The sequence below is a fragment of the Streptococcus sp. 400_SSPC genome, from assembly GCF_001072745.1.
Lineage (GTDB): Bacteria > Bacillota > Bacilli > Lactobacillales > Streptococcaceae > Streptococcus > Streptococcus xiaochunlingii.
The window spans coordinates 56,070-77,723 of the sequence record NZ_JVIQ01000007.1; the positions used below are offsets into that span (position 1 = coordinate 56,070).

Below are 21,654 nucleotides of genomic sequence, written 5' to 3' on the forward strand. Positions count from 1 at the left end.
GCTGTCAGAAGTGGTAAATAAGTAGTAAATTCATTTGTACTACTAAGCAACAAGACGCTCCTGTTGCTTCTCTTTATTCAAGCGTTTCATTTCTGCCATTGCAGAATCGAATGTTGCATGTGCGTAATAGTTCAGCGTCATGGCTATATTAGCATGTCCCATAATGTACTGTAATGCCTTTGGATTCATTCCTGCATTTGCATAGTTGGTACAGAATGTATGTCGCAAACTATGTGGAGTGATGTGTGGCAATTTATCCTCGTTATACTTATTGTATTTCTTAACAAGACCTTTCATCATGCCGTTGTAATCACTTGCCACTTTTGGATAGTTCTTTCTATTAAGAAAGAGGAAATCACTATATCCATCAATCTCAACACGCTTATCATTCTTTCGATTCGCTAACACTCGCTTAAATGCTTGATAGGCTTCTTCAACCATAGGAACTTGACGTTCGCCACTTTTGGTCTTTGGTGTTTCAATGTAGTACCCAATTTCAGTATCTCTCAATAGCTGATGGTCTATATTGACAAGACGATTCTCAAAATCTAAATCTGGAAGTGTCAAACCACCAAACTCTGAAATACGAAGACCTGTTTTTAAGAGTATCAGAATTTCATCATAATTTTTGCTGTAGGTTTTATCAGCTTTTGCAAAGGCTAACAGTTTTTCTTCCTGTTCTTCTGTTAGTACGGTCTTAGGGACAGTATCATCATCAAGAACTGCTTTCAGTTGAAAGTCAAATGGATTCTTCCGAACACAATCATCTTGTATAGCAATATAGAATGAAGCCTTTAAAGAACGTTTGTAGTTATTGATGGTTTGATAAGCATAACCATTTTCACTCATTCTAATAGCCCATTCTTTAGCGTCTGATGGCTTAATACTGTCAATACTTCTTACACCTAACTTGTCTTTCTTCAAAATATCCATAAGATATTTGCGTCCAGTTTCAGTGTTTTTTCTAACCTTTGGTCTTTGAGCGTTCTGTTTTGCGTAAAGCTGGCAGAGTGTCATTTTCTTTCCTACAACATCAATACCATCATGAATGTCTTTCTGTAACTCTGCGATTTTCTCTCTAAGTGAGATACAATCACGCTTTCCTGCTGGTACTCGGTCTGTAGCCACAAGTTTCCACGAGTAAACAAATTGCGGTTCTCCAAATGAATCTATATATTTGTATAAGTATCTTCCGTCTTTTCGTTGGCTCTCTCCAGTCTTTAAGATTCGACCTTTATTGTCACGTCTTTTTTCTGACATGGCATTTGCTCCTTTCCTTTATGGAAAGAGCCTTGATACGACTTAATACTATTTTATCATATACAAGACCCTTTGGCGACGCTAGATTGCGTCCAATGTATCTATAATTTTTTCAAATTGTTTTCGTTTAATCTGAATACGATTGCCATTCATAATCAGCCAATTTGCATTTTTATTTTCCTCTGCCAAGCGTCGTAGCTTGTTTTCGCCAATACGAAAATATTTTGACGCTTCTTCAATGGTTAGGGTATAACGTTCCCAAATAGGAATGTCAGTCTGCTTCATAAAATCCTCCTTTCCAAATCACTTATTTGGATTTCATAAAAGTTGTTTTACCAGCAATCGAACAGCTTTAGCAAAGCTCACGGGAGTTCCACCCCTGCATGGTTCTCATGTAGCCATACTCATTGCCTGCGACGGTTTTATCACGCTCGGACTATTGACTGTATGGGAGTATCATTATCACGATAAGAATGTCGTTGCAGGCAATCCTGCTAAAGATTGCTTCTCGGATCACTAACATGAATCGCTCGCTATCTTTATAAGATAGGTCATGGCGGTTAGTTCCGTTGGCTCTTTTCTTATCGAAACGTATTCGATTACTTTTATTCAGTTTTCAAAGAACAATGGCTCGTTAGCCTATCAAAACACATTGAAAGCTCAATATGCTTTGGTGGAATAACAAACCTCCCTGTTCGGGAAGCGTGGAATGGTTTAGCACGCTTCCACGAAAGGAGAGAGGATATTACTTAATTTCAAATGACAAAATCTTTGTAATCAGTCTGGTTTCCATTCTTCCACGTAAGACTTCATCAACGACCATACTTTGATTGCCATATTCATCTTTCATAAGTCGTAGGGAACGCTTCGTTATGTACCCTCTGTAATGATGTAGAATCTGGTTAATCGCTTCGGTATCGCCATCTGTTGCCTTTACAATGAGAGGAAAGGGAATCATAGGATATTGTGTTTTCATTCTTCAAATTCCTCCATAAACTTTTTAATTAAGGCTAGTCCACTGGTTCTATGCCGATAGACAGTAGAACGGTTCAATTTCAACAGGTCTGCAATTTCTGAATCGCTCATGTCCATAAAGTAAAACAGCAGTAGAATTTCACGTTTCTTGTCTGGCAACTCACGTAATGCTTCACTCAACAAATCATTTTCAACGCCTACTGATAACCCATTGAGTGTAAAAATCTGAAAGTCAGTTGAATAGTTATCTGTTGTCGCAAACTGGCTAACAAGATAATCGCCAACATCCGAAAAGGACACCTCACGCTTTGCAATCCTTGAAAGATAAAGCATATAATTCTTTCGCTCGTCTTCCATAGCACGTTTACAGATATAGTCAAACTGATTTTCTATTGTGGTCTGAAAAGAAGATGGTTTCATGTTTCTCACCCCCTTTCTGTCTAGGAAAGGAAGTGAGCCTTGCTCGTTTATCTCCTTTCACTCTTAGTCCCAATGTGAAAGGGGGATTTGTTGCATTACTGATAAATAAACTTTGTAAAAAAGTTCTGAATAGCCAAAAAAGCATATAAACAGATTTATTTCTCTGTTTACATGCTTCTGTTATTCTATCTATATGATTTATAAAACCACATTGGTGGACGTACTTATCTATTGCAGATAGACGACTTTTTTTGACAAGAACCCAATGTAAGGAAATTTATTGTATATGATGTACTTCATGGCGACGTTGACCTCCAACAAACCGCCATTTGGAAGTAATATACAATATTTTAACAGCGTAAATAGCACTACCATATAACGGTTTTTTTTATTGGCGTTTAGTAGTGCTTTTTATTAAATATAAACCTATAAACCATATAACACGTTTTTCTATACCTGTTTTTAATTCAGTAGGAACAATAAAATGTATAGAGGTGGTCTACTATGCGTAAAAAAGAAGATAAATATGATTTTAGAGCCTTTGGTTTAGCCATTAAAGAAGCTCGATTGAAACGAGGTTTAACTCGTGAACAAGTGGGAGCATTGATTGAAATTGACCCACGGTACTTAACTAATATTGAAAATAAAGGGCAACACCCCAGCATACAAGTTCTTTATGACCTTGTATCGTTACTTCATGTTTCCGTTGATGAATTTTTCTTACCTGCTAATAACTTGGTAAAAAGCACCCGACGATTACAGATAGAGAAATACATGGATAGCTTTACAGACAAAGAACTATCCTTAATGGAATCTTTAGCCAGCGGTATCAACGAAGCAAGAAACATCGAAGACTAATTAAAAGAATCCATACATAACGGAAAGAGCCGATAAAATGAGATTGTATTAATCTCATTTTATCGGCTCTGCGTCTTTGCGTCTGGCTCTGTAATCACAGTTACTTTGAACTGCTTTATTTCAATTAAATTTTCTTGTCTGCATTTCGGACAATAGAGGGGGAATTTTTTTAATTCAGTATCTTCCCTTATCTTTAATCGTGTTTTATTTCCACATACAGGACACAATATCCACTTGTAGTTTATAATAACTATCTCCTCCTTTACACTTTAATTCAAATCTTTATTAAAAAATATTTCATCTTATTTAACAAGAAACCATATTTATATAACAACATAAAATACACTAAGTTATTTTATTGAACATATATCGTACTTTATCTATCCGACTATTTGGACGACGGGGCTGGCAAACAGGTTCACCGGTAGTAACATGGTACCCTTTTAACTCTGTTAAACAAACACTACGTCCATTTGTAAAGAAAGTTAAATCACTACGATATTCTTGAATACACCGAGCAGGGATTTCTCCACTAAGAATGACCTCATTATTTTTCAATTGAGTGTCTACGATGTTCGCACAATATTTAGGAGCATCGTTGTATGCTCGTGAAAGATATTCCTGTGGCGCATAAATTTTAAAACTAAGATATGGCTCTAACAATTCTGTTCCAGCTTTTTTTAAGACTTGTTCCAATACAATAGGAGCAAGCATCCGAAAATCTGCTGGGGTACTAACAGGGCTATAGTATAAGCCATACTTAAAACAGATTTTACAGTCCGTCACATTCCAACCATACAATCCTTGTTCACAGCCATAGCGTATCCCCTCCATAACTGCATTTTGAAACGATTGATTTAAGTATCCAAGAGAAACCGAGCTCTCATACTGTACTCCGCTCCCTAATGGAAGCTGTGCTACAGATAGACCAATGGAAGCCCAGAAAGGATTCGGTGGAACTTCGATGTGAATGGTATACTCTGCTTTTTTTAACGGTCTTTCCATATAAATGACTGTAGGCTCTTTTATTTCTATCTCCACATGATACTTTTCTTGCAGCAGAGCACAAGTCACTTCCATTTGTACTTTCCCTAAGAAAGAAAGTATGATTTCATGTGTCGCAGAATCCACATAATATCGCAGAAGCGGGTCACTGTCGGAGATTTCTAAAAGTGCATCAAGTAACATTTCCCTTTGTTGAGGTTTGCTCGGTTCAACAGTCGTTTGCAGCAGAGGGAGGGGATTTTCAATTCTCTCTCTCTGTGGCAATAGCTTTGTATCTCCAAGAACACTATTTAACTTCAAAAACTCATTCTGCAAAATAACAATTTCCCCGGAATAAGCCTTATCGATTTTACATAATTCACCATTTATTGAAGTATACATTTCTGTAATTTTTATTTTTTCCTTTTCCGATATTCTAACCGAATCTCGCAAATGCAGTACGCCACTATAAAGACGTATATATGCAAGACGCTGTCTTTTTTCCGAATACTCAATTTTGAAAACTTTTCCGCAAAGTTCAGACTGACCTCGATGTGTTGATGAATAAAATTTATTCGTAATCACTTCTATAAGGTTATCAATCCCTATATTGTTTTTTGCACTTCCGTGATAAACAGGGAACAGGGAACAATTATGAAATCTTATGCTTTCCTCTTGTTCGAGTTCTAATGCTTCCAATAATTTCCCAGACGTATATTTCTCCAAAAGGTAATCATTTCCTTCTATTACCATATCCCATTGTTCAGATTCGGTAAAGTTCATTACACGCATATTAGGATGCAGTTCTACCTTCTGTTTGATTACAATTTCCGCAGAAAGTTTCTCTTTAATATCCTGATAAACCGTTGATAAATCAATTCCATTTTGGTCAATCTTATTGATAAAAAAGATTGTGGGAATACCTATTTTCCTAAGTGCATGAAACAATATACGAGTTTGTGCTTGTACGCCATCTTTTGCAGAAATCAGTAGAATTGCCCCATCTAATACTGATAATGAACGATATACTTCTGCTAAAAAATCCATATGTCCTGGCGTGTCTATGATGTTTATCTTAGTATTTTTCCACTGAAAAGAGGTTATCGCCGTCTGAATTGTAATTCCTCTCTGACGTTCTAAAAGCGTATTATCCGTTTTCGTTGTACCTCTGTCCACGCTTCCTAATTCTGTAATCGCTCCACTGTTATATAATAAGCTTTCTGTTAAGGTAGTTTTTCCCGCATCAACATGAGCTAAAACTCCAATATTAATAATTTTCATGTGATTTTCCTCCATTCAAAAGCCCAAAAGGGCATAAAAATCCCAGTGATAAATACTCTTATCACTGGGATTTTTATGCATAACCATAGGCATACAAAGCATACAGATATTCTCCGGATACTTTAGAATCACATGATAAAGGTATTCTTAAACTGGGTACAAAAAACTAAGCCCTCCTAAAAAAGGACATCCAATTATTTGTTCCCACTATCAAATTGACAGTTTATTTAAGAATACCTTGCCGCATATTTATTAACTCCTTTTAAATAGATACTTAAATAATAGCACGTAAGAGCATATTTGTAAAGGAATCTCCAATTTTTTATCAAAGAGAGTACGTGATTACAAAATAGCTGTAATAATGTACCAATATTTGTTATTCTATAATCTTCCAATTACTCCCGTTCTTTTCAAGTACCAAATCAAATTGAGATACCTGCGTTGCTTTGGTCTGCTGGTCGATATACTCCACTGTCAGCGATACCGTGACTTGATTATCCTTACGATTGTGAATAGGATTTACCAGTTCTTGAAAGATGTACTCTTTTCCGATTGGTTTTAATATCCCGTCATTCACATAGTAGGAAAGTTCACTGGCTGTCGCTGTAGGATAGAGCTTGAAGAACGTCGTTAAAAACTCATTGATTTCATTGGTTGTAATGGAATCAACCGTCCCCTCACTTTCAATGGCTTTTGGTTTATAACTTGATTTCTTAGGTATGTTGGTAATGGTCGGATTCTTAACCAGTACCATATTTCCAGAACCATCTACATAGACACTCACTATATAAGCAGAGTGGACGGTCTTTGTATTTTCTCCCTCTGTAATGAGCTGGTCTACACTGTAGGTTACATTAAACTCATTGTCGCCAGTTGGCTCTACCGTCCATATCTGAAATCCTCTTACAGAAGACGATACAGGAATATCTTTGCGTACTGTATCAACATTGAGAGCTTGAAGTTCATCTGTCAGATAGCCTTTTAGACTTTCCATTCGATTATCAATGGACTTATCGGATTGCTCCCATGAATAGTAGACTTTCGCAAAGTTCTCTACAAAATTTTCTACATGATGAGTATCAACGTATTCCTTTTCTATGATAGTTGTTTCGTGAATAGTATGAGTATCTATAGCTGTAAAGTGCTTGAATATCGCAAAGCTGAAACTAAGCCCTAAAAGTACCCACAAGGCAATCACAACCTTTTTATGAGGATTGACCTTATAGTAGACACGAGGTTTCTTTTCCTTTGGTATCTGTTTTTCTTTATTCTGATTTTTTCTAAATTTCATCATTAAATCTTCCTTTCTCATTGTTTGATTCGTCCTGCTCCCACTAAATGCTGTTGCCAGTAGGGGCTTGTTAAGTCGGCATAACCGATTGGGTCGCCTGCATGAAACATACGGTTATTGCCAAGGTATATCCCAACATGAGTAATATAAGAGCCAGCGTTATAGGTAGAATGAAAGAAAACCAAATCGCCAGCTTGTGCTTCCGATAGTGGGATATGCTGGGTCACATCATATTGCTGTTGTGCGGTTCGTGGTAAGTTAATTCCAGCTTTTCCATACGTCCATTGTGTCAGTCCGCTACAATCAAAAGAAGTAGTCGGGGAAGCTCCACCGTAAACGTATCGCCAGCCCTCATATTTCAGTGCTTCGTCCATGATGGCTTGTACCGTATCATCATCAAACTCTGTTGTGACAAGATACTGCGTTACCAGTTGCACATAAAACATATTGCCATAGTTGTATCGCCAGCCCCCATTGATAGGTATGGCTATGGGATTGGGGTAAGACACTTTTTCGCCACCTGAATACTCTTTTGAGAAACTTTGAGCCAGTTCAAAGGTATATTTATTTCCACGATTAGCCACATACCCTAAGAAACCACCACCATAATTGTAGGACTGGATAACCGATTCTAAATCTACACTGAGCCTTTCGCTACTGGCTAATAATTCACTGAAATACTTCACACCTTGCTTAATGGATTCTTCTGTACTCAATGAATTAGGTGGAAGACCGAGGGATTCCGAGGACTGCATAACATCTTCCGCAGTACCGCCCGATTCCACCTGTATAATCGCAAGAAGTATGTTGACATATTCTTCAACGCCATATTCTTTGGCATATTTTTCTACCATAGGCTTATGAGCCAGCACTTCTGCGGAAACATTCACACCTCCATAATGAATATTGGAAATTCCGCTGTCCTGTTCATCTGAAAATAAAATGGCAACAAACAGAAGCAGTGAGAAGACCATCAAGAATAATCCAGAACCACCAATCACTAAAGTTTTCAACTTCATGGTTTCTTACCGACTTTCTTAATGGTGGCGGTTTTGATTGGTGGTCTACTTCTTGTATTTTGTAGTGGTACTCTTTGAACAGTAGACGGACGTTCTTTTGTGATTGGACGTTGTGAAGTTCTATCTGCTGTAGTGGTTGAAGTTGCTGGCTTTTGAACGGTTTTTTCTTGAACGGTATTGCCTTGGCGTTCCACTTTTGGACTTGAAAAATCGGACTTAACTGCTGGACGCTCTTGTTTGGCTTGTTGAGATTCCTTATATGAAGTCTGAATATTAGACTGTTTTGAGGTCTGTTCATCATGATATTGTTCTTGTCTTGTAGTCGGTCTTTCATGAACAGAAGAAGCAGGCTGTTTTTTCTGTTTGACCTGTTCCATTTCAGAGCGACGCTTCGCAATGGTTTTTCGCCTTTGTTCCTGCTGTTCCTTGCGTCCACTGGCTCTGTCCGCTTTGGTTTGAGAAATACTACTGGTTAAATCACGGACATTCTCTTTTACTTTGGATTTTCCTTGATATACTGCATATCTTGCATTGGTCGGCAAATCTTTAACCTGTTCTTTCAAACCACTAGCAGTGTCTACCATTCTGTCTTTGGTATCAGCTACTGTACCGATGGTTTGACCGATACGTTTTCCAAGTGTTGATTTTTCCTTTCCGTCTGGTCGGGAGTGATCTGCTTGTGTCCTTGCAGAACTCCCCGAACCCGACTGTCCTTTTTTACCTGTAACAATGGCAGACCCAGCCCCTAGAGTAGTCATGGAACGTCCAAGTTTCCGCTGTAGACGGTGCATGTGAGCGTGCATAAGCATACGAGGTTTTCTCATCACACGACTTCCCACACTTTGAGAATCGTTACTCTGTAGAGAAAACATACTCATTAAATCGCCCAGCTTGAAGTAGATTCCTGCAAAGGTCACAATCTGTAGAAAAGCAATCAAAAAGAACGGATAACCAGCCGATAAGGTATAGAGCATGGTTGAAATACTAAATGCTGTCGTAATAATCAATGTGATTCCAGCTCGTGTCAAAATGGTATTAAAGAGCTTTGTTATGGCTCGCTTTGACATACCATCAAATGATGGAATCATGCTTAAAATAAAGCTCACAGGCAGAAACATAGCATAGATGATAAAAAGTACCTGCGAGAAAATCATGATTCCTGTTAATAGGAATACAAATATGGAAATCCCAATATTGAAGACAAATAGGAAGAAGACTGTACCTAAACGGTTAATGGTCTTTGTAATGGTTAGATTGGTATTGCTTCTGTCTTCAATTTCTTCCGCAACAATTTTTTCTCTGTCTTCGCCATTGTTGGAATCTGGGCTGGTGGAGAGCAGGCTTTCCACACGGTCAATACCGATACTTTCAATGTCTGAACTGTTGTATTGAAGCAGTAGCCACGGTTGCTGAACCTGTATGGAAAACAGGCTATCTCTGATTAAGTCCACGCTGTCCTTGCCTTGACTATCGGAATGGGGCATGACAATCTTCGTGCCAAGTGATAAACTGGCATTACTGATGTCTGATGAAAAGTCATTGATTTTTTTAATGTAGTCGGGAGCGTAGGCAATAAAGGAAGCCGATAGGATAAACACCAGCACAAAATTCATAATGGCATGAATTGCCTTTGTGGTTTCTCTCTTTATCAGTCCCGTATAGGCAACATAAACCCCAAGAACCAAAATCAAGAGTAAGAGGAATCCAACATAGAAACCCTCTGTTGAAAATCCGTTTGCACTCACACCAGCTAAGGTCTGCATATTCTTACCAATGGAATCTGCTGTAGCGGAAATGAAGTCTAAGGAATAGGCTTCCTGTACTAAGTAACCTGTCGCATTGGAAACATACAAACTGATTGTCCAAATAAAATTGGTAATGGCATATAGTCCATACATGACCTGTTTTCCAATCCCGTCCGACCAGTTCCACGGAAGCCAGCCCCAGCTATTATCCACATAAAAATCCAGTTGATAGTTTTCAAGTGGGTATCGGCTGTATTCATTTGCCACATTGACCGTATCATCTACCAAGCCCGCAGCTTGAACCACCGTTCCCAGCATGGCTAAAAGAAAAATGGCAATCACAAGTGTGAAAGCCACTGTCATTGCCACTTTACCTAGACGTTTCAGCGTCCAGTTTGATTTTATTCTGTTTACTATTGATGGTTTCACATTTACACCTCTTTTCGCACAGGTGGTCTGGTATCAAAGGCATGGAGCAGTTCTTCAAATACAGGGTGGAACTGTATCACACCGACACGACCATATAAATCACTGATAAGGCATTGCCCGTTTTCCAAATCACGCAATCGCTTCTGATTGTTTTCGTCCTCTGGGTCTACACCAAAAAAGGCTAAGGTCTTTTTAATCTCGTTAAGGTCAGTGGAACGAAATGCAAATTTTAAGCCGAGGTTATTTTTCAGTTTTTCATCTAAGAGGTCGTCTGTATTTTGGGTCACGAAATATACCCCAGCGTTCATAGCACGACCAGCCCGAACCAGCTTCATAGATAGTGTTTTTCCTTGTGCTACCTGTAAAAAGCTCCATGCTTCGTCTAAATCTACAATCTTGAAAATGCTTCGGTCTGTATGGATAAAGTCTAAAGCAAAGGTACTAATGACAATCAGCATAGCAACGGATAAAAGCTCCATAGTGGTATATTCCTCAAAGGAAGTTTCCTTGTCGGGAAGTACCAAGTCCGCAACCTGTATAATGTTCAGTTGTTTTTCTAAGCTGATAGACTGCTCCACATAACCATTACTGAATAATAAATGTGCAAAGTCATAGTCTGTAAAACTTTCGATATGGTCGGCTATACTGGTACTTAGTGGCGTATTCTCAACCCGTAATTCCTCAATCACTTTCATCAACCCTCGTACTTCACTATTGGTTACTGCACGAATGGCTTTTCTAAGGATTGGGAAGCGTTCCCCATCACGAGAGGAAATCCCCGTAAGGAATGTCAGAATATCAATAGCCAGTGATTCAGAATCTTTGGGATTTTTCATAATCACATAAGGGTCAAGTAAGCCTTTGTTTTTCTCATCAGAAGTCAGAGTGACGATATTGATTTCATGGGAAATCTCTGGCAAGGTTTCTTTCCATCTGCCACGTTCTGCTTTTGGGTCTACAATCACTGCTTGTGCCCCATAAAGCACCGCATAATAGACGATAAGGTTATTCGCAAAGGATTTACCACCACCCAGCGAACCAACAAAAGCCGACGCTAACGCATTGGTTACTGAACCCTTAACCCCTTGACTGGCAAGAGCAGGTTTCAGATAGACATTGCGTCCAGTATCTAAGCTGTAGCCAACATAAATCCCCTCATTTTCCCCCAGCATTTGAGTAGCACCAAAACCTAAACCAGCGAGGAAATCAGAGGTCACGTATTGAATATAATCATTCATATAACGCTTGCTGGCAGGTAAAAATTCTTCATGTAAGCCGAGCATATCCCCAAATGGTCGTACCAGTTTTACGCTTAAATCGTCATAAAAATCTTTCACTTCATTACAACGACGTTTGAGTTCGTCAAGATCATTTGCTGATACCCTTACCACATAAGACAGCTTGTACATAGATTCCTTGCTTTGGTCTAAATTGGTTTCCAGCTCATTCACACTTTCCAGAGCTTCCGCCACATTGGAGCTGGTTTCATTATCACTTTGCCAAGCGTGGTTATCCAAGTCTTTCAGTTCTTTCTTTTTATTGCGGACAGTAGATAGGGCTTTACGATTCGCTACAATTTCCACATTCATTGACGTATCAATCGGGAATGTAAATTGCTGTTGCTGGTAGTAGAAGATTTCAGAGGACGGGAAGTCCAGTTCTCCGACAATGCTGTTAATGGTAAAGTAAGCTACATAGACGGTTTCATCTTCCTGCTGGATTTTCAAATATCGCTGTTTTTCTTCCACCAAACAGCGAGTAGGCTTAATCAAGTCATAGTATTTAATCAGCGTTTCATTATCCAGCTTTTTCTTTGATAGATGGTACTCATACTCTTCATAGGCAGTGCCTGTCTGTCCGTAAAGGTGTTCAATCAGATAGCCGAAGTCGTCCTTATCTAACCTGCGGATTTTGAAACGACGAGAGATTTTATTTTCTAAGAGCTTTTCCATCTTCTGAAAACGCAGGATTTCATCATTACTCATACTAACAAAATCGTCCATCAGCTTATGGTTCACATCATAGACAAAATCAGACAAAGCATTTTTTGCTTCAACGGTAAGACTTTTCATAGAAAACTCCTGATCGTTGAGAAGCAACTTAAAGCCGATAAAGAAACGGTAGTTCACTTGATTTTCGCCAATCATGGATATTAAAGCGTCTGTCTGTTGGTCGATTTTGTCATAGGCAACCGCTTTGAGCTTGCCAGTGACTTCATTTTTGGAACGCTCTTGTGCAGAACGTATGCTGGATTCTGTACTGATTTGTAAAGCATGAATTTTGCCATCACGATTTTGTGCGATAAGCTGTCTGAAAGAATCATGCACTTGTATTTTCTGTTCTGGACTTAGAAATGAGTAATTGTAAGGAACAAGCTCATAGTAAGCATAACATTCCCCGTCTTTATTCCAGACGAGATTGTTTTCAATGTATTTAATTGGATATGCCATAAAATTCACTCCTAACTGCTGTAATGGCTTCTTGTGGCTGGTTTCTGCCAAGCGTTACTTTTTTTCCTGCATAGGTCAGCTTTGGTCGCAGTGCATAAGCAATGACAGACTTCAAAAATCCATAAGGCTTTTTACCATCAAAAGTTTTTGTAGACATAAACCATGTGAAAGCCACAGGAATCCCAAAGTATTTGAGAAATGCTCCCTCTATCATGGAAAGAGGGGGCAAGTTGCCAAGTATCATCACTGCAAAGAGTGACACGACAAACCATGTCATTTGCGTAAAGGTTATGGGAAACGGAAGTCTAAAATCATTGATAGAATACAGTACCTTTTCCACAGACCAGATACTGGTATAGCTTCGTATTTTCTTCATGTAATCAATCCTTTCATAAAAAATAGGGGTAGCTGATTGAGCCACCCCGTAAAATAGAAAATCTGCCAGTAGTAATGTACCGACAGATTTAATAGACGATTTCAAAAATCCCATGATTGGTTGAGATAAACGCTCCTGAAAGGTCTAAATCCCGACCATAGGCTTGATAATCAATATAGTTTTGAAGACTAGCTGGTACTTCGCCTAAAGCACCCGTTTCTTCAATGTAGTAGCGTGCCACGTCATACATATCATCACAATCGGAATGAATGATAATATCCTCTTGATGTTCGCTTAGTTCTTCAATGCTTGAAAAATGAGTGAGCAGAGCAGATAGCTCCGATTGTAATTCTTCGGGTAATTCCGATACCATTTCCCATAGTCGATTGAGTTCGCCAATGGAAGTGTATTCGTCAACCGTAAAGGGTAACTCGTAGTCATGAATGGCGTATTCCTCATATTCATCATTCAAGCCGATTTTCTCTTTGACTTCCTCAAAGTCAATGGGAAAGGTAAACCACGCACCGACCAATTCGCCCTCATTGTATTTGCCTAAATTCGCAATATAGACTTGCATATCGTCCATATATTCACGTCCTTTCTTTGTAGAGATTCAAAAATCCCTACCGCACTTCGTTTGGTGTACCATTCCTTTGCGGAACATAAGAAAACCACTTATATTCCACAAAAGAACGGTTTTATTTAAGCACCAATAATGCGATTGAATAGCTCTAGTAAAATGTCTTTTACTCCAGCAGCGTTGAAGACTAAGCCAACCGCAATAATCGCAATAATTAAAAAGCCAATCAGTTTGCTAAACTCACGCTTGAAGCCAAGATACAAGCCAATCACAACGATTGCTAAAAGCACCAGTGATTGAGCGTTTGATAGAAACCAGTTATAAAGGTTTTGTCCAAAATTCATAAAAATGTTCTCCTCTCTATATTCAATGAATTTGTATTTGAGTTATTTTTTTGTTGTTATCACGTCCTGTTCTTTTACTGACTGTTGCTTCAAAATCTGCTTGTGTCGGTCTGTCAGTTTCGCATGGTCGAGAATGTCTTTTACAACCTACGTCTGGTTGATTTCATCAAGTTTAATCGCAACCTTTAAGGTCGGGGCAACTTGATGAGATAGCCAGTTCAGCGTCCTTTGGAAGGAGTAAGGCTCTGGTTTTGTGGTTAGTTTTAATCGTTCACGATTGTTCCCAATAAACCAAGCCCATTCTTCATTCAGTTTCCAATCAGAACGAGGTTTGGAATCGTCTTTATCTACAAAACGGATATACCGATTGATAATTTTAAAGGCGGTATGCTCTGGATTGTCATAGACGAGTAAATCACGGACTGCATAATAGGCACGCTCATTTTTCAATCGAATCTCAAAACGGTTTTTTACTTCTGCGTCTTCAATGGGAATATCATTTTTCTTGTACTGCTCGTAGTCCTTTTCATAGATACAGAAATAAACTTCACTTTGTAATGAACCGATATAGAGGGTGTTTCCCATACATTCCTTTTCCTCTTTGCGTACCAGTTCGCCACTGCGATAGCTTTTAAAACTGCGGAAGACGGAGATACATTCTTCCTGTTGGCACTTTTCAGTGAGTACAGGGATATTCAAAATCCCTGTCTTATCGTTAATGGCAAGGTCAAGGCGTTTCATCACACCGCCAGCCACCAAAACGTCCATAAAGAACTCATACCAGCTTCTTTGTTGTGCCAGAAGATAGCTTTCAAATTGTCTGCACCCACGACCTTTCAATTCCACCAGAACTCCTTTGTCCAGTTCATGGGAGCAAAGGACGAATATGTCGCCTAAAGCATAATGCTCTGAATAAGAATAGAAACCATAGTCCTCATGAAGAAAATAGGACAGTTTCAGTTGTAAGATGTTTTCGACCACCTGCTGTACGTCTGTTGTCGGAAAGCGAATCCTTACATAATCAAACAGCATTTCAAGGGGAGCGTCGGGATTGAAGCGTTCCAGAGCTTCCCAAAGGGACTGCTGTAAATCCTCTGATGGCTTGACTTTTCCTGTTTCAATATCGCTTAGATACTGCCTTGTAATACCAGTCGCAACAGCTAAACGGTTTTGAGATAGTCCATAAGCCAAGCGTTTTTCTTTTAAATGCTGTAACCAAGTTTGTTCATTCAGTAAAAATCCCTCCAATCAAAAAGGCGTATGTCAACTTTTAAAGCCCATTTGACATACGCTGAAATTTTGTAAATCCCTTGTAACCAAAGGATTTTCTAATGTTTTTTTGACTGTTTCCTGTCGATTTGTACCCCCCTGTTAGATACGGGGGGTTAAGTGCTGGCGTGGCTATTGCCACACCAGCCAGCAAGATCAGTCCACACCTGCGACTTCCGCTTCGCACGTCGCCTGCGTGGACTGTCTGCTGTTGGATAACTTTTTAATTTCCTCCAAGAAATCATATCCTTTTGGTACAAGGGGAGTATAAAACTCTGATATGACACTTGTTCCTACATCAACATAGCCACGACCTTTGATTCGCTTTAAGAAGAAATCCTTTTGTACGTCACTGCCAAACATCATGCCATAGCCCATTTCAGACATACGACCTAAAGCCACTCTGAAATTAAACTGATCACGGATTCCGTCGCCTAAATATTTTGCGTCTGGACGTTGACAAGCCAGTATTAGAAAGAAGCCAGCTTGACGACCTAACATGACAATCTGTTTCAGCTTATTCATAACTGCGGTGTTTTCTTTTGTTCCCAGCATTTCCATGAAAGCGACGTATTCATCAAAGATTAAGAAGTGTGCCGGGAGACCTAAGTAAGCATAATTTTTGCCAGTCTTATAGTTCTTCATCTGCTTCATTTCCTCACTACGTTTCATCATTTCTTCATAGAATGTTTCAATGCAAGAAAGCAAGTCTTCTTTTCTATAGTAGACATTTGCCATCACAGAACCTAAGTCCGCAAGGTCAGCATTTTTCGGGTCAAGAATATACAGTTTTGAATCTGTATGAAGCAAGGCTTCAATCAGTGTCAGTATAAAGTAAGTTTTACCGCCACCTGTACCACCAGCAATCAACATATGAGGGAGCTTATCATATTCCCACCATACGTTTTTCATTAAGCGAAGTTTACCATCTTTAGCTTCTACTTCATCAATAGAAATACGACTGGCTATGGTGTCATAGAGCAAAGTATATTCCACATAGGAATCCTTTAACTCTTTATCCGTCAGCTCACAGTACAAGCCACTCTCTAATTTCTTTTCCAAGTGTAAGAGTTGGTCTTGATATTTTCCCAGCGTGATTTCCACCCGTATCTGTATCAAGCCATTTTTAAGTCGATAATACATTTTAGGGAAGTAGGTTATCTTTTCCTTTGTACGACCAGCACTATCTTTAAAGAAACCCTCTGTTTTGACCTGTTCAGATTCATACCACTTGTTTTCAAGTATCATCTTTGCCAGTTTTTGACGGTGGTAAAGTTGTTTAACCGTATCATAGCGAACCCGTTTGAATACAAACGCTACCAGCAAGCAGATAAGAATTGCGACACTGAAACTGATAATTAAATAGGGAATGTCAATCTTATCTGCTTGTGATAGGTTAAAATCCTGCCAGTTGATCTGCTGGATTGTCTTCACATGAAACAGTCCGACAACCAGCAGGAAAACAGGCAGGAGTGACGCTATCGTAAAATGAAAGACTAAATCTTTACCAGATGGGCGAATCCTTTTACCACGCTGTTTCATGCGAAAAAGTCTCCTTTCTACCTAGCGACTATTTGTCTTGTGTCGGTTCTTTCTTTGCTTGTGGTTGAGCTTTGAATGAACTAGAATCCTTTGTCAGCACAATATCGTCTGCCTTGATATACCAGTCAACATCTGCTCCTTGATAGGTGGCAGTAGCAACGGTGTCCGCAATGGGATTGATAAGTTCCACCCGTGCGTTATAATCAAACTCTTTCAAAGGCACGCTGGCAGGAATACTTACTTGAATCATGCGTCCTTGTCCTTTGGATTTTAAGTCATAGGTACGTTCCTTGATTTCATCTGAAACCGACCCGTCTTCATTTTGGATTCTCACTTCACGACGTAGAGCAGAGAATTTCAATTCTCCAAAAGTCGTGTCTTTATCTAATACAATGCCATTTGCTAATCTCATCATTTTTCCTCTCTTTCTTTATTCTTTTATCATGTCGTCAGCATGTAAAAGGTAATTTGTAAAACCACGAGTGCCGATTTTGTAGCCCTCTGCGGTAATACGTGGATTGACTAACTTCACACGTTCCTCAAAGCCGAAATGTTTTTCGCCAGCTTCAGCAGGAAGCACCACCACAATATCATCTGCTCTTTGAACATCAGAATAGAGATTATAGCTTCTTGATAAGACAGTTAGCCGTCCGTTGATTCTTCGCTGAACGACTTTATCCTCGCCAGCAAATTCTAAATTGCCGAATGTTTTTTCCATGTTGGGAATCACAAATTTAAGTTCCATATTTTTACCTATCCTTTCTTTTTTATTGGCTGAATGAATGTTTGATGGTCTTAAAGAGTGGGGAACGACCTTTTGATTCTTGATTTTTTGTTTTCATAAGTTCACTTCCTTTCAAAATCGGGTAAAAAAATAGACACCTCATTTTTTGAAGTGTCTACCTATTAAATATTCAAATTTTATTGGAAGTATCTTTATATCTTCACTTTTCAAGGATAAATCGTCGTATCAAAGCTCATTCATAAGTAGTAAATTAGTAGTAAATTGAGTGGTTTTGACCTTGATAAAGTGTGATAAGTCCAGTTTTTATGCGGATAACTAGATTTTTATGCTATTTTTACGATAAAAATATAATAATGTTTAAAAAAGTTACTTAGTTTGCTTGTGCGATTAACTTATAAGCATAGGACTTTTGAAATTCTTCTGGTCGATTGTGTCCGAGAGCACGTGATACAATTAAACAAGCCTTTCGATCAAGGACAACACCTTTTAATTCGCCTCGTAGATAAATTTTTTCTTTTTTATCTTTGATGTCTTTGGGATCTCTCGCGACAAGAAGATAAAGACGTTTTGCGTATTCTGCACGATATTTATGAGGTTTTAAAGCAGTTGGAACTTGAAACACACGCTTTTTACCAGCTAGTTTAAATTCTTCAACAAGCCTTTCTAATTCTTCTTTGTCTCGCGTAATAATCGGAATCCATCGGTCTCGTGCTCCTTTTGATTTATGCTTTTTACCAATGATTTTAAGATAGTATCGACCATCTTCACGTTGATGTAGAGAATCACCTGTAATAGCTTTTAATTCATTTTTACGTAACCCAGTGGCAGATACGATTGAGAACCAGCGATTATTTGTTTCTTCAGACATCCTGTCGTCATTAGACTTCAAACGATTATTCTTTTTGTCGGCTCTATATCGAATATCCGTTGCAACAAAAGTAGTGGAAGATACACCTAAAACTTTGGCTAATGCTGCTTTATAGGTTGACTGGGTTGGAGCAGAAAGCCCTAATTTCTTACAATGTTCTAAGTATTGATTCACTAAGTCAATCCATCCCTCAATATCGTTAGATTTATCAAGAGCTTCTAAATCTTCGGCAGTAGTTATTGAGGCAACAAAGGAAGCAAATCTGCTCCAGGAACCAGCGTAGTTATGAAGAGTTCGGTCGGTATGGATTAAATGAATGTCCTCTCCCGTTTTTTTGGATTCATTTCGCTTGATACCCTTTCCTTTTTTAAAGCGCGTGACTAGATTAGTCAATCCTTTTGATTGGACGAATTGTTTCCGACCCTCAAAAGTTGTTAGAGAATTCATCTGTTGTTTCTTAGCTTTCTCTTTAGCTTTTCGTCGTTCAGCACGACTACGTTTCTTCTTTGCCATAGTTCTTTCCTTTCTATTGTAGATTGTCCACTTTTAAAGAAGATCTTAAGAAAATTCTTAAGTTTTTTTTTAATTCAAGTTGAAGTAGTGCAGTGACTTAAGCTTATATTCACTGATGTAGTATCTTCCCTTTGCTGAGGGCGCTTCTTAATTGATGGCTAAGAAGATAACCAAGTCATTTTACAACATGACAAGTTGACTCAATTCAAATAAGATGTAGAGTTCCATCTTACAGATAAAATCTGTTGTTCTTTCTTGTTAAAAATTTTCAGTTTTAAATGCTCTGAATTTGGCGACTGAGTTAAGCTAGTTTTTTGTATTCTATTTTTAGACTTTTGTTATTTACTTTCGTTTCTCTACTTTTATTGTTTACTTTGTTTCGATCAAAAAACTTTTTTAAAACTGCTGTTGACATTACTTTTATTATCTATACATTTATATTTTTTTAGTAAATAAAATACAAAACTGGTTCTTTCCTAACCCAGCTAAAACCTGCTGTTTCCACGATAGCTACCTCCTTTTAAAACATAAAAACGTAGCTATATTAGTTACGTCTCTACTCAATCAATTATTTCTATAATATTAGTATGCCACAAAAAACAAAACAAAAAAATTAGGATAAGATTATTTTACGTTATTCACTTTTACATGGTACTGTGTGTTTAGCGTGACTTACACATACGTTTCTGTCAACGCTAAACACACAGAAAAATCAGAATCGTAAAAAATTAGAAATGAGAGAAAGAGGATAAGTACAAAAAAATTCAATAAGTGAAACAATGCGTTTTTCGTTTTTTAAAATATTTTATTTTTATAATTTGGAAAAAATGGCATACTATAATTATGATAATACTTAAGGAGGAAACCACTATGTTTCTAAAATATTATTCACTCATGAATTATATTCTCTATAAAAATCGCAGAGAATTCGAAAACTCATTTGATTGCTACCCCAAAAAGACAGTGTATGAGTTCTATATTAGGGAGTCTACAGGAGGAATGAAAATTAGACAAAAAGAACATAATGCAATTCATGTTAGCCTATTTTCTAATAATGGAAGTTATATTACACTTTACTTAAGGAATTTTACGCCAGAAGATTTGGTGGCTGTGATGAATTCATTAATCAAGCAGAAGAAAGAACTTGGATATGAGCGGTTGATTTGCTTGTTATCAGAGCTCAAAAATGATGAACGCTTAAGTTTATTGATGAAGTTATCCAAAATGAAATAAACATACTGGGACGAGTATCTCAGTGTGTTTTTGTGGTAAATTTGTCTTTAAAATAGATAAGATAGATTATTTGATAAAGCCATTGTATTAGATGATTGGTTTGCCAACAATATAACAGATGAATTATTTCATTCAGCTAGAATTGGATAAAAACGCACCAAAATTGGTGCGTTTTTATTTTTTGTGCTATAATAGAAATAAATAAAAGGAGGAGTTACATGATTGGAGAAAATATAAAAACGTTACGTAAAACACATAAATTAACGCAGCCTGAGTTTGCAAAGATTGTTGGTGTTTCTAGAAATAGTCTGAGTCGTTATGAAAATGGGACAAGTCGAGTTTCGACAGAATTAATAGATCGTATCTGCAAGAAATTTAATGTTTCGTATGTCGATATCGTGGGGGAGGAAAAAATGCTCACACCAGTAGAAGATTATCAATTAACTCTAAAAATTGAAGTGATTAAAGAACGAGGGGCGAATATCTTAGCGCAACTTTATCAATTTCAAGATGAACAAGGAATTGAATTTGATGATACTTCTAATCCTTGGGTTCTAATGAGTGATGATTTGTCTGATTTACTGAACACGAAGATTTATCTTGTGGGGACTTTTGATGAAGTAGAGCGATATAATGGTTATTTGGATGGCATTGAACGGATGCTAGAACAAGCTGCTCATCTGGTGGTGGCTTAATGAAACTAGAAGAATTTAGTCAAGATGATTTTGAACGAGCATCCAGACGACTCGTTCGTTCTTTAACTCGTGGTAAAACAACTTCGTCTCAGCCCAAGGCTATCTTGCTAGGTGGACAGAGTGGTGCTGGGAAAACAACGATTCATCGTATTAAACAAAGGGAATTTCAAGGTAATATCATTATCATTGATGGAGATAGTTATCGCTCTTTTCATCCGAACTACCTTGGCCTACAGGAAAAGTATGGCAAAGATAGTGTGGATTATACCAAAGTATTCGCGGGACAAATGGTTGAATATCTTGTAGATGAGTTGAGTAAAAAAGGTTATCATTTGTTAATCGAGGGTACCTTGAGAACAACAGAAGTTCCTAGAAAAACGGCACAATTATTGATAACTAAAGGATATCAAGTCTCACTTGCACTGATTGCGACCAAGCCAGAATTGTCCTATCTCAGTACATTGATACGTTATGAAGAGCTCTATGCTATAGATCCTCGTCAAGCTAGAGCAACTCCCAAAGCACACCATGATGGAATTGTAGAACATTTGGTTGATAACTTACGGGAATTAGAAAAAGATCAGCTCTTTGAACACATTCAAATTTACCAAAGAGATCAATCGTGTGTTTATGATTCGCAAGTAGACGAAACCTCAGGAGCAGAGGTTTTACAAGAATGCCTCTTTGGAAAATGGAGTAAGGTGGAGGAAGAGATGTTGAAAATGGGACAGGAACGGTTGAGAGAGTTAAGTATGAGAACCTCAAAATAGGAGAGAA

At 38.1% G+C, this 21,654-nt stretch carries 23 protein-coding genes and 2 pseudogenes; 5 read left to right on the plus strand and 20 right to left on the minus strand.

The features are described from left to right. Positions 1 to 42: 42 nt before the first annotated feature. Both ADH49_RS01595 and ADH49_RS01600 read right to left on the minus strand, forming a co-directional pair. A complete protein-coding gene (locus ADH49_RS01595) occupies positions 43 to 1,260 on the minus strand; it encodes a tyrosine-type recombinase/integrase (protein WP_001291561.1) in 1,218 nt (405 codons plus the stop codon). A gap of 81 nt (positions 1,261 to 1,341) precedes the next feature. Then, entirely contained in the window at positions 1,342 to 1,545 is a 204-nt protein-coding gene (locus ADH49_RS01600; protein ID WP_000814511.1) for an excisionase, read from the minus strand. On the opposite strand from ADH49_RS01600, the gene ADH49_RS10320 reads away from it, so the two are divergent. Continuing rightward, on the plus strand, positions 1,529 to 1,780 hold the full coding sequence (locus tag ADH49_RS10320; RefSeq protein ID WP_001845478.1) for a hypothetical protein: 252 nt from the start codon (positions 1,529 to 1,531) through the stop codon (positions 1,778 to 1,780). The genes ADH49_RS01600 and ADH49_RS10320 overlap by 17 nt on opposite strands. A gap of 225 nt (positions 1,781 to 2,005) precedes the next feature. Here ADH49_RS10320 and ADH49_RS01605 read toward each other — a convergent pair whose 3' ends face one another. Further along, positions 2,006 to 2,236 carry a helix-turn-helix domain-containing protein gene (locus ADH49_RS01605; protein WP_000857133.1) on the minus strand — a complete coding sequence of 77 codons (231 nt, stop codon included), beginning with the start codon at positions 2,234 to 2,236 and terminating at the stop codon, positions 2,006 to 2,008. Further along, positions 2,233 to 2,655: a sigma-70 family RNA polymerase sigma factor gene (locus ADH49_RS01610; RefSeq protein ID WP_000804885.1), complete on the minus strand. Its 423-nt coding sequence runs from the start codon at positions 2,653 to 2,655 to the stop codon at positions 2,233 to 2,235. The genes ADH49_RS01605 and ADH49_RS01610 overlap by 4 nt, the downstream gene beginning before the upstream one ends. A gap of 504 nt (positions 2,656 to 3,159) precedes the next feature. Here ADH49_RS01610 and ADH49_RS01615 point away from each other — a divergent pair. Further along, positions 3,160 to 3,513, plus strand: a complete 354-nt coding sequence (locus ADH49_RS01615; protein ID WP_001227347.1) for a helix-turn-helix transcriptional regulator — start codon at positions 3,160 to 3,162, stop codon at positions 3,511 to 3,513. Positions 3,514 to 3,572: 59 nt separating this feature from the next. On the opposite strand, the gene ADH49_RS09645 is transcribed toward ADH49_RS01615, so the two are convergent. The 16 genes and pseudogenes from ADH49_RS09645 to ADH49_RS01680 all read right to left on the minus strand — a co-directional run bounded on the left by ADH49_RS09645 (position 3,573) and on the right by ADH49_RS01680 (position 18,949). Continuing rightward, a complete protein-coding gene (locus ADH49_RS09645) occupies positions 3,573 to 3,740 on the minus strand; it encodes a cysteine-rich KTR domain-containing protein (protein WP_000336323.1) in 168 nt (55 codons plus the stop codon). Positions 3,741 to 3,858: 118 nt separating this feature from the next. Continuing rightward, entirely contained in the window at positions 3,859 to 5,778 is a 1,920-nt protein-coding gene (tet(M), locus tag ADH49_RS01620; RefSeq protein WP_019418832.1) for a tetracycline resistance ribosomal protection protein Tet(M), read from the minus strand. Between the two features lie 15 nt (positions 5,779 to 5,793). Continuing rightward, a pseudogene (locus ADH49_RS10465) lies at positions 5,794 to 5,841 on the minus strand (hypothetical protein); the annotation flags it as partial. 313 nt (positions 5,842 to 6,154) lie between these two features. Continuing rightward, the gene (locus tag ADH49_RS01625; RefSeq protein WP_001224320.1) at positions 6,155 to 7,090 is read right to left on the minus strand and encodes a conjugal transfer protein; all 936 of its coding nucleotides are present in this window, start codon (positions 7,088 to 7,090) and stop codon (positions 6,155 to 6,157) included. Continuing rightward, a complete protein-coding gene (locus ADH49_RS01630; protein ID WP_000769868.1) occupies positions 7,087 to 8,088 on the minus strand; it encodes a lysozyme family protein in 1,002 nt (333 codons plus the stop codon). The genes ADH49_RS01625 and ADH49_RS01630 overlap by 4 nt, the downstream gene beginning before the upstream one ends. Further along, the gene (locus ADH49_RS01635; RefSeq protein ID WP_000804748.1) at positions 8,085 to 10,262 is read right to left on the minus strand and encodes a CD3337/EF1877 family mobilome membrane protein; all 2,178 of its coding nucleotides are present in this window, start codon (positions 10,260 to 10,262) and stop codon (positions 8,085 to 8,087) included. Before ADH49_RS01635 ends, ADH49_RS01630 begins: the two co-directional genes overlap by 4 nt. Before the next feature lie 2 nt (positions 10,263 to 10,264). After that, entirely contained in the window at positions 10,265 to 12,712 is a 2,448-nt protein-coding gene (locus ADH49_RS01640; protein WP_000331151.1) for an ATP-binding protein, read from the minus strand. Further along, positions 12,696 to 13,088 (minus strand): conjugal transfer protein, encoded by a 393-nt coding sequence (locus ADH49_RS01645; protein ID WP_000723888.1) that lies wholly within the window; start codon positions 13,086 to 13,088, stop codon positions 12,696 to 12,698. The genes ADH49_RS01640 and ADH49_RS01645 overlap by 17 nt, the downstream gene beginning before the upstream one ends. A gap of 88 nt (positions 13,089 to 13,176) precedes the next feature. Next, complete coding sequence (locus ADH49_RS01650; RefSeq protein ID WP_048688546.1) at positions 13,177 to 13,674, minus strand: antirestriction protein ArdA; 498 nt, start codon at positions 13,672 to 13,674, stop codon at positions 13,177 to 13,179. A 116-nt stretch (positions 13,675 to 13,790) separates the two neighbouring features. Beyond that, positions 13,791 to 14,012, minus strand: a complete 222-nt coding sequence (locus ADH49_RS01655) for a hypothetical protein (RefSeq protein ID WP_001009056.1) — start codon at positions 14,010 to 14,012, stop codon at positions 13,791 to 13,793. A gap of 42 nt (positions 14,013 to 14,054) precedes the next feature. Continuing rightward, positions 14,055 to 15,260 (minus strand): annotated as a pseudogene (gene mobT / locus ADH49_RS01660) (MobT family relaxase). Positions 15,261 to 15,282: 22 nt separating this feature from the next. After that, on the minus strand, positions 15,283 to 15,435 hold the full coding sequence (locus ADH49_RS09655; protein ID WP_000879507.1) for a hypothetical protein: 153 nt from the start codon (positions 15,433 to 15,435) through the stop codon (positions 15,283 to 15,285). Between the two features lie 2 nt (positions 15,436 to 15,437). Further along, positions 15,438 to 16,823, minus strand: a complete 1,386-nt coding sequence (locus ADH49_RS01665; protein WP_000813488.1) for an FtsK/SpoIIIE domain-containing protein — start codon at positions 16,821 to 16,823, stop codon at positions 15,438 to 15,440. Between the two features lie 28 nt (positions 16,824 to 16,851). After that, a complete protein-coding gene (locus ADH49_RS01670) occupies positions 16,852 to 17,238 on the minus strand; it encodes a YdcP family protein (protein ID WP_000985015.1) in 387 nt (128 codons plus the stop codon). Positions 17,239 to 17,253: 15 nt separating this feature from the next. After that, a complete protein-coding gene (locus tag ADH49_RS01675; RefSeq protein ID WP_000420682.1) occupies positions 17,254 to 17,568 on the minus strand; it encodes a YdcP family protein in 315 nt (104 codons plus the stop codon). Between the two features lie 370 nt (positions 17,569 to 17,938). Then, positions 17,939 to 18,949 carry a site-specific integrase gene (locus ADH49_RS01680; RefSeq protein ID WP_082161849.1) on the minus strand — a complete coding sequence of 337 codons (1,011 nt, stop codon included), beginning with the start codon at positions 18,947 to 18,949 and terminating at the stop codon, positions 17,939 to 17,941. Between the two features lie 999 nt (positions 18,950 to 19,948). Between ADH49_RS01680 and ADH49_RS10325 the strand changes: the two genes are divergently transcribed. The 3 genes from ADH49_RS10325 to pezT all read left to right on the plus strand — a co-directional run bounded on the left by ADH49_RS10325 (position 19,949) and on the right by pezT (position 21,647). Next, positions 19,949 to 20,182, plus strand: a complete 234-nt coding sequence (locus tag ADH49_RS10325) for a hypothetical protein (RefSeq protein ID WP_239681809.1) — start codon at positions 19,949 to 19,951, stop codon at positions 20,180 to 20,182. Positions 20,183 to 20,400: 218 nt separating this feature from the next. After that, positions 20,401 to 20,877, plus strand: coding sequence for a type II toxin-antitoxin system antitoxin PezA (pezA, locus tag ADH49_RS01690; RefSeq protein WP_048688554.1), 477 nt, complete (start codon positions 20,401 to 20,403; stop codon positions 20,875 to 20,877). Continuing rightward, on the plus strand, positions 20,877 to 21,647 hold the full coding sequence (pezT, locus tag ADH49_RS01695) for a type II toxin-antitoxin system toxin PezT (protein WP_048688557.1): 771 nt from the start codon (positions 20,877 to 20,879) through the stop codon (positions 21,645 to 21,647). The genes pezA and pezT overlap by 1 nt, the downstream gene beginning before the upstream one ends. Positions 21,648 to 21,654: the final 7 nt, after the last annotated feature.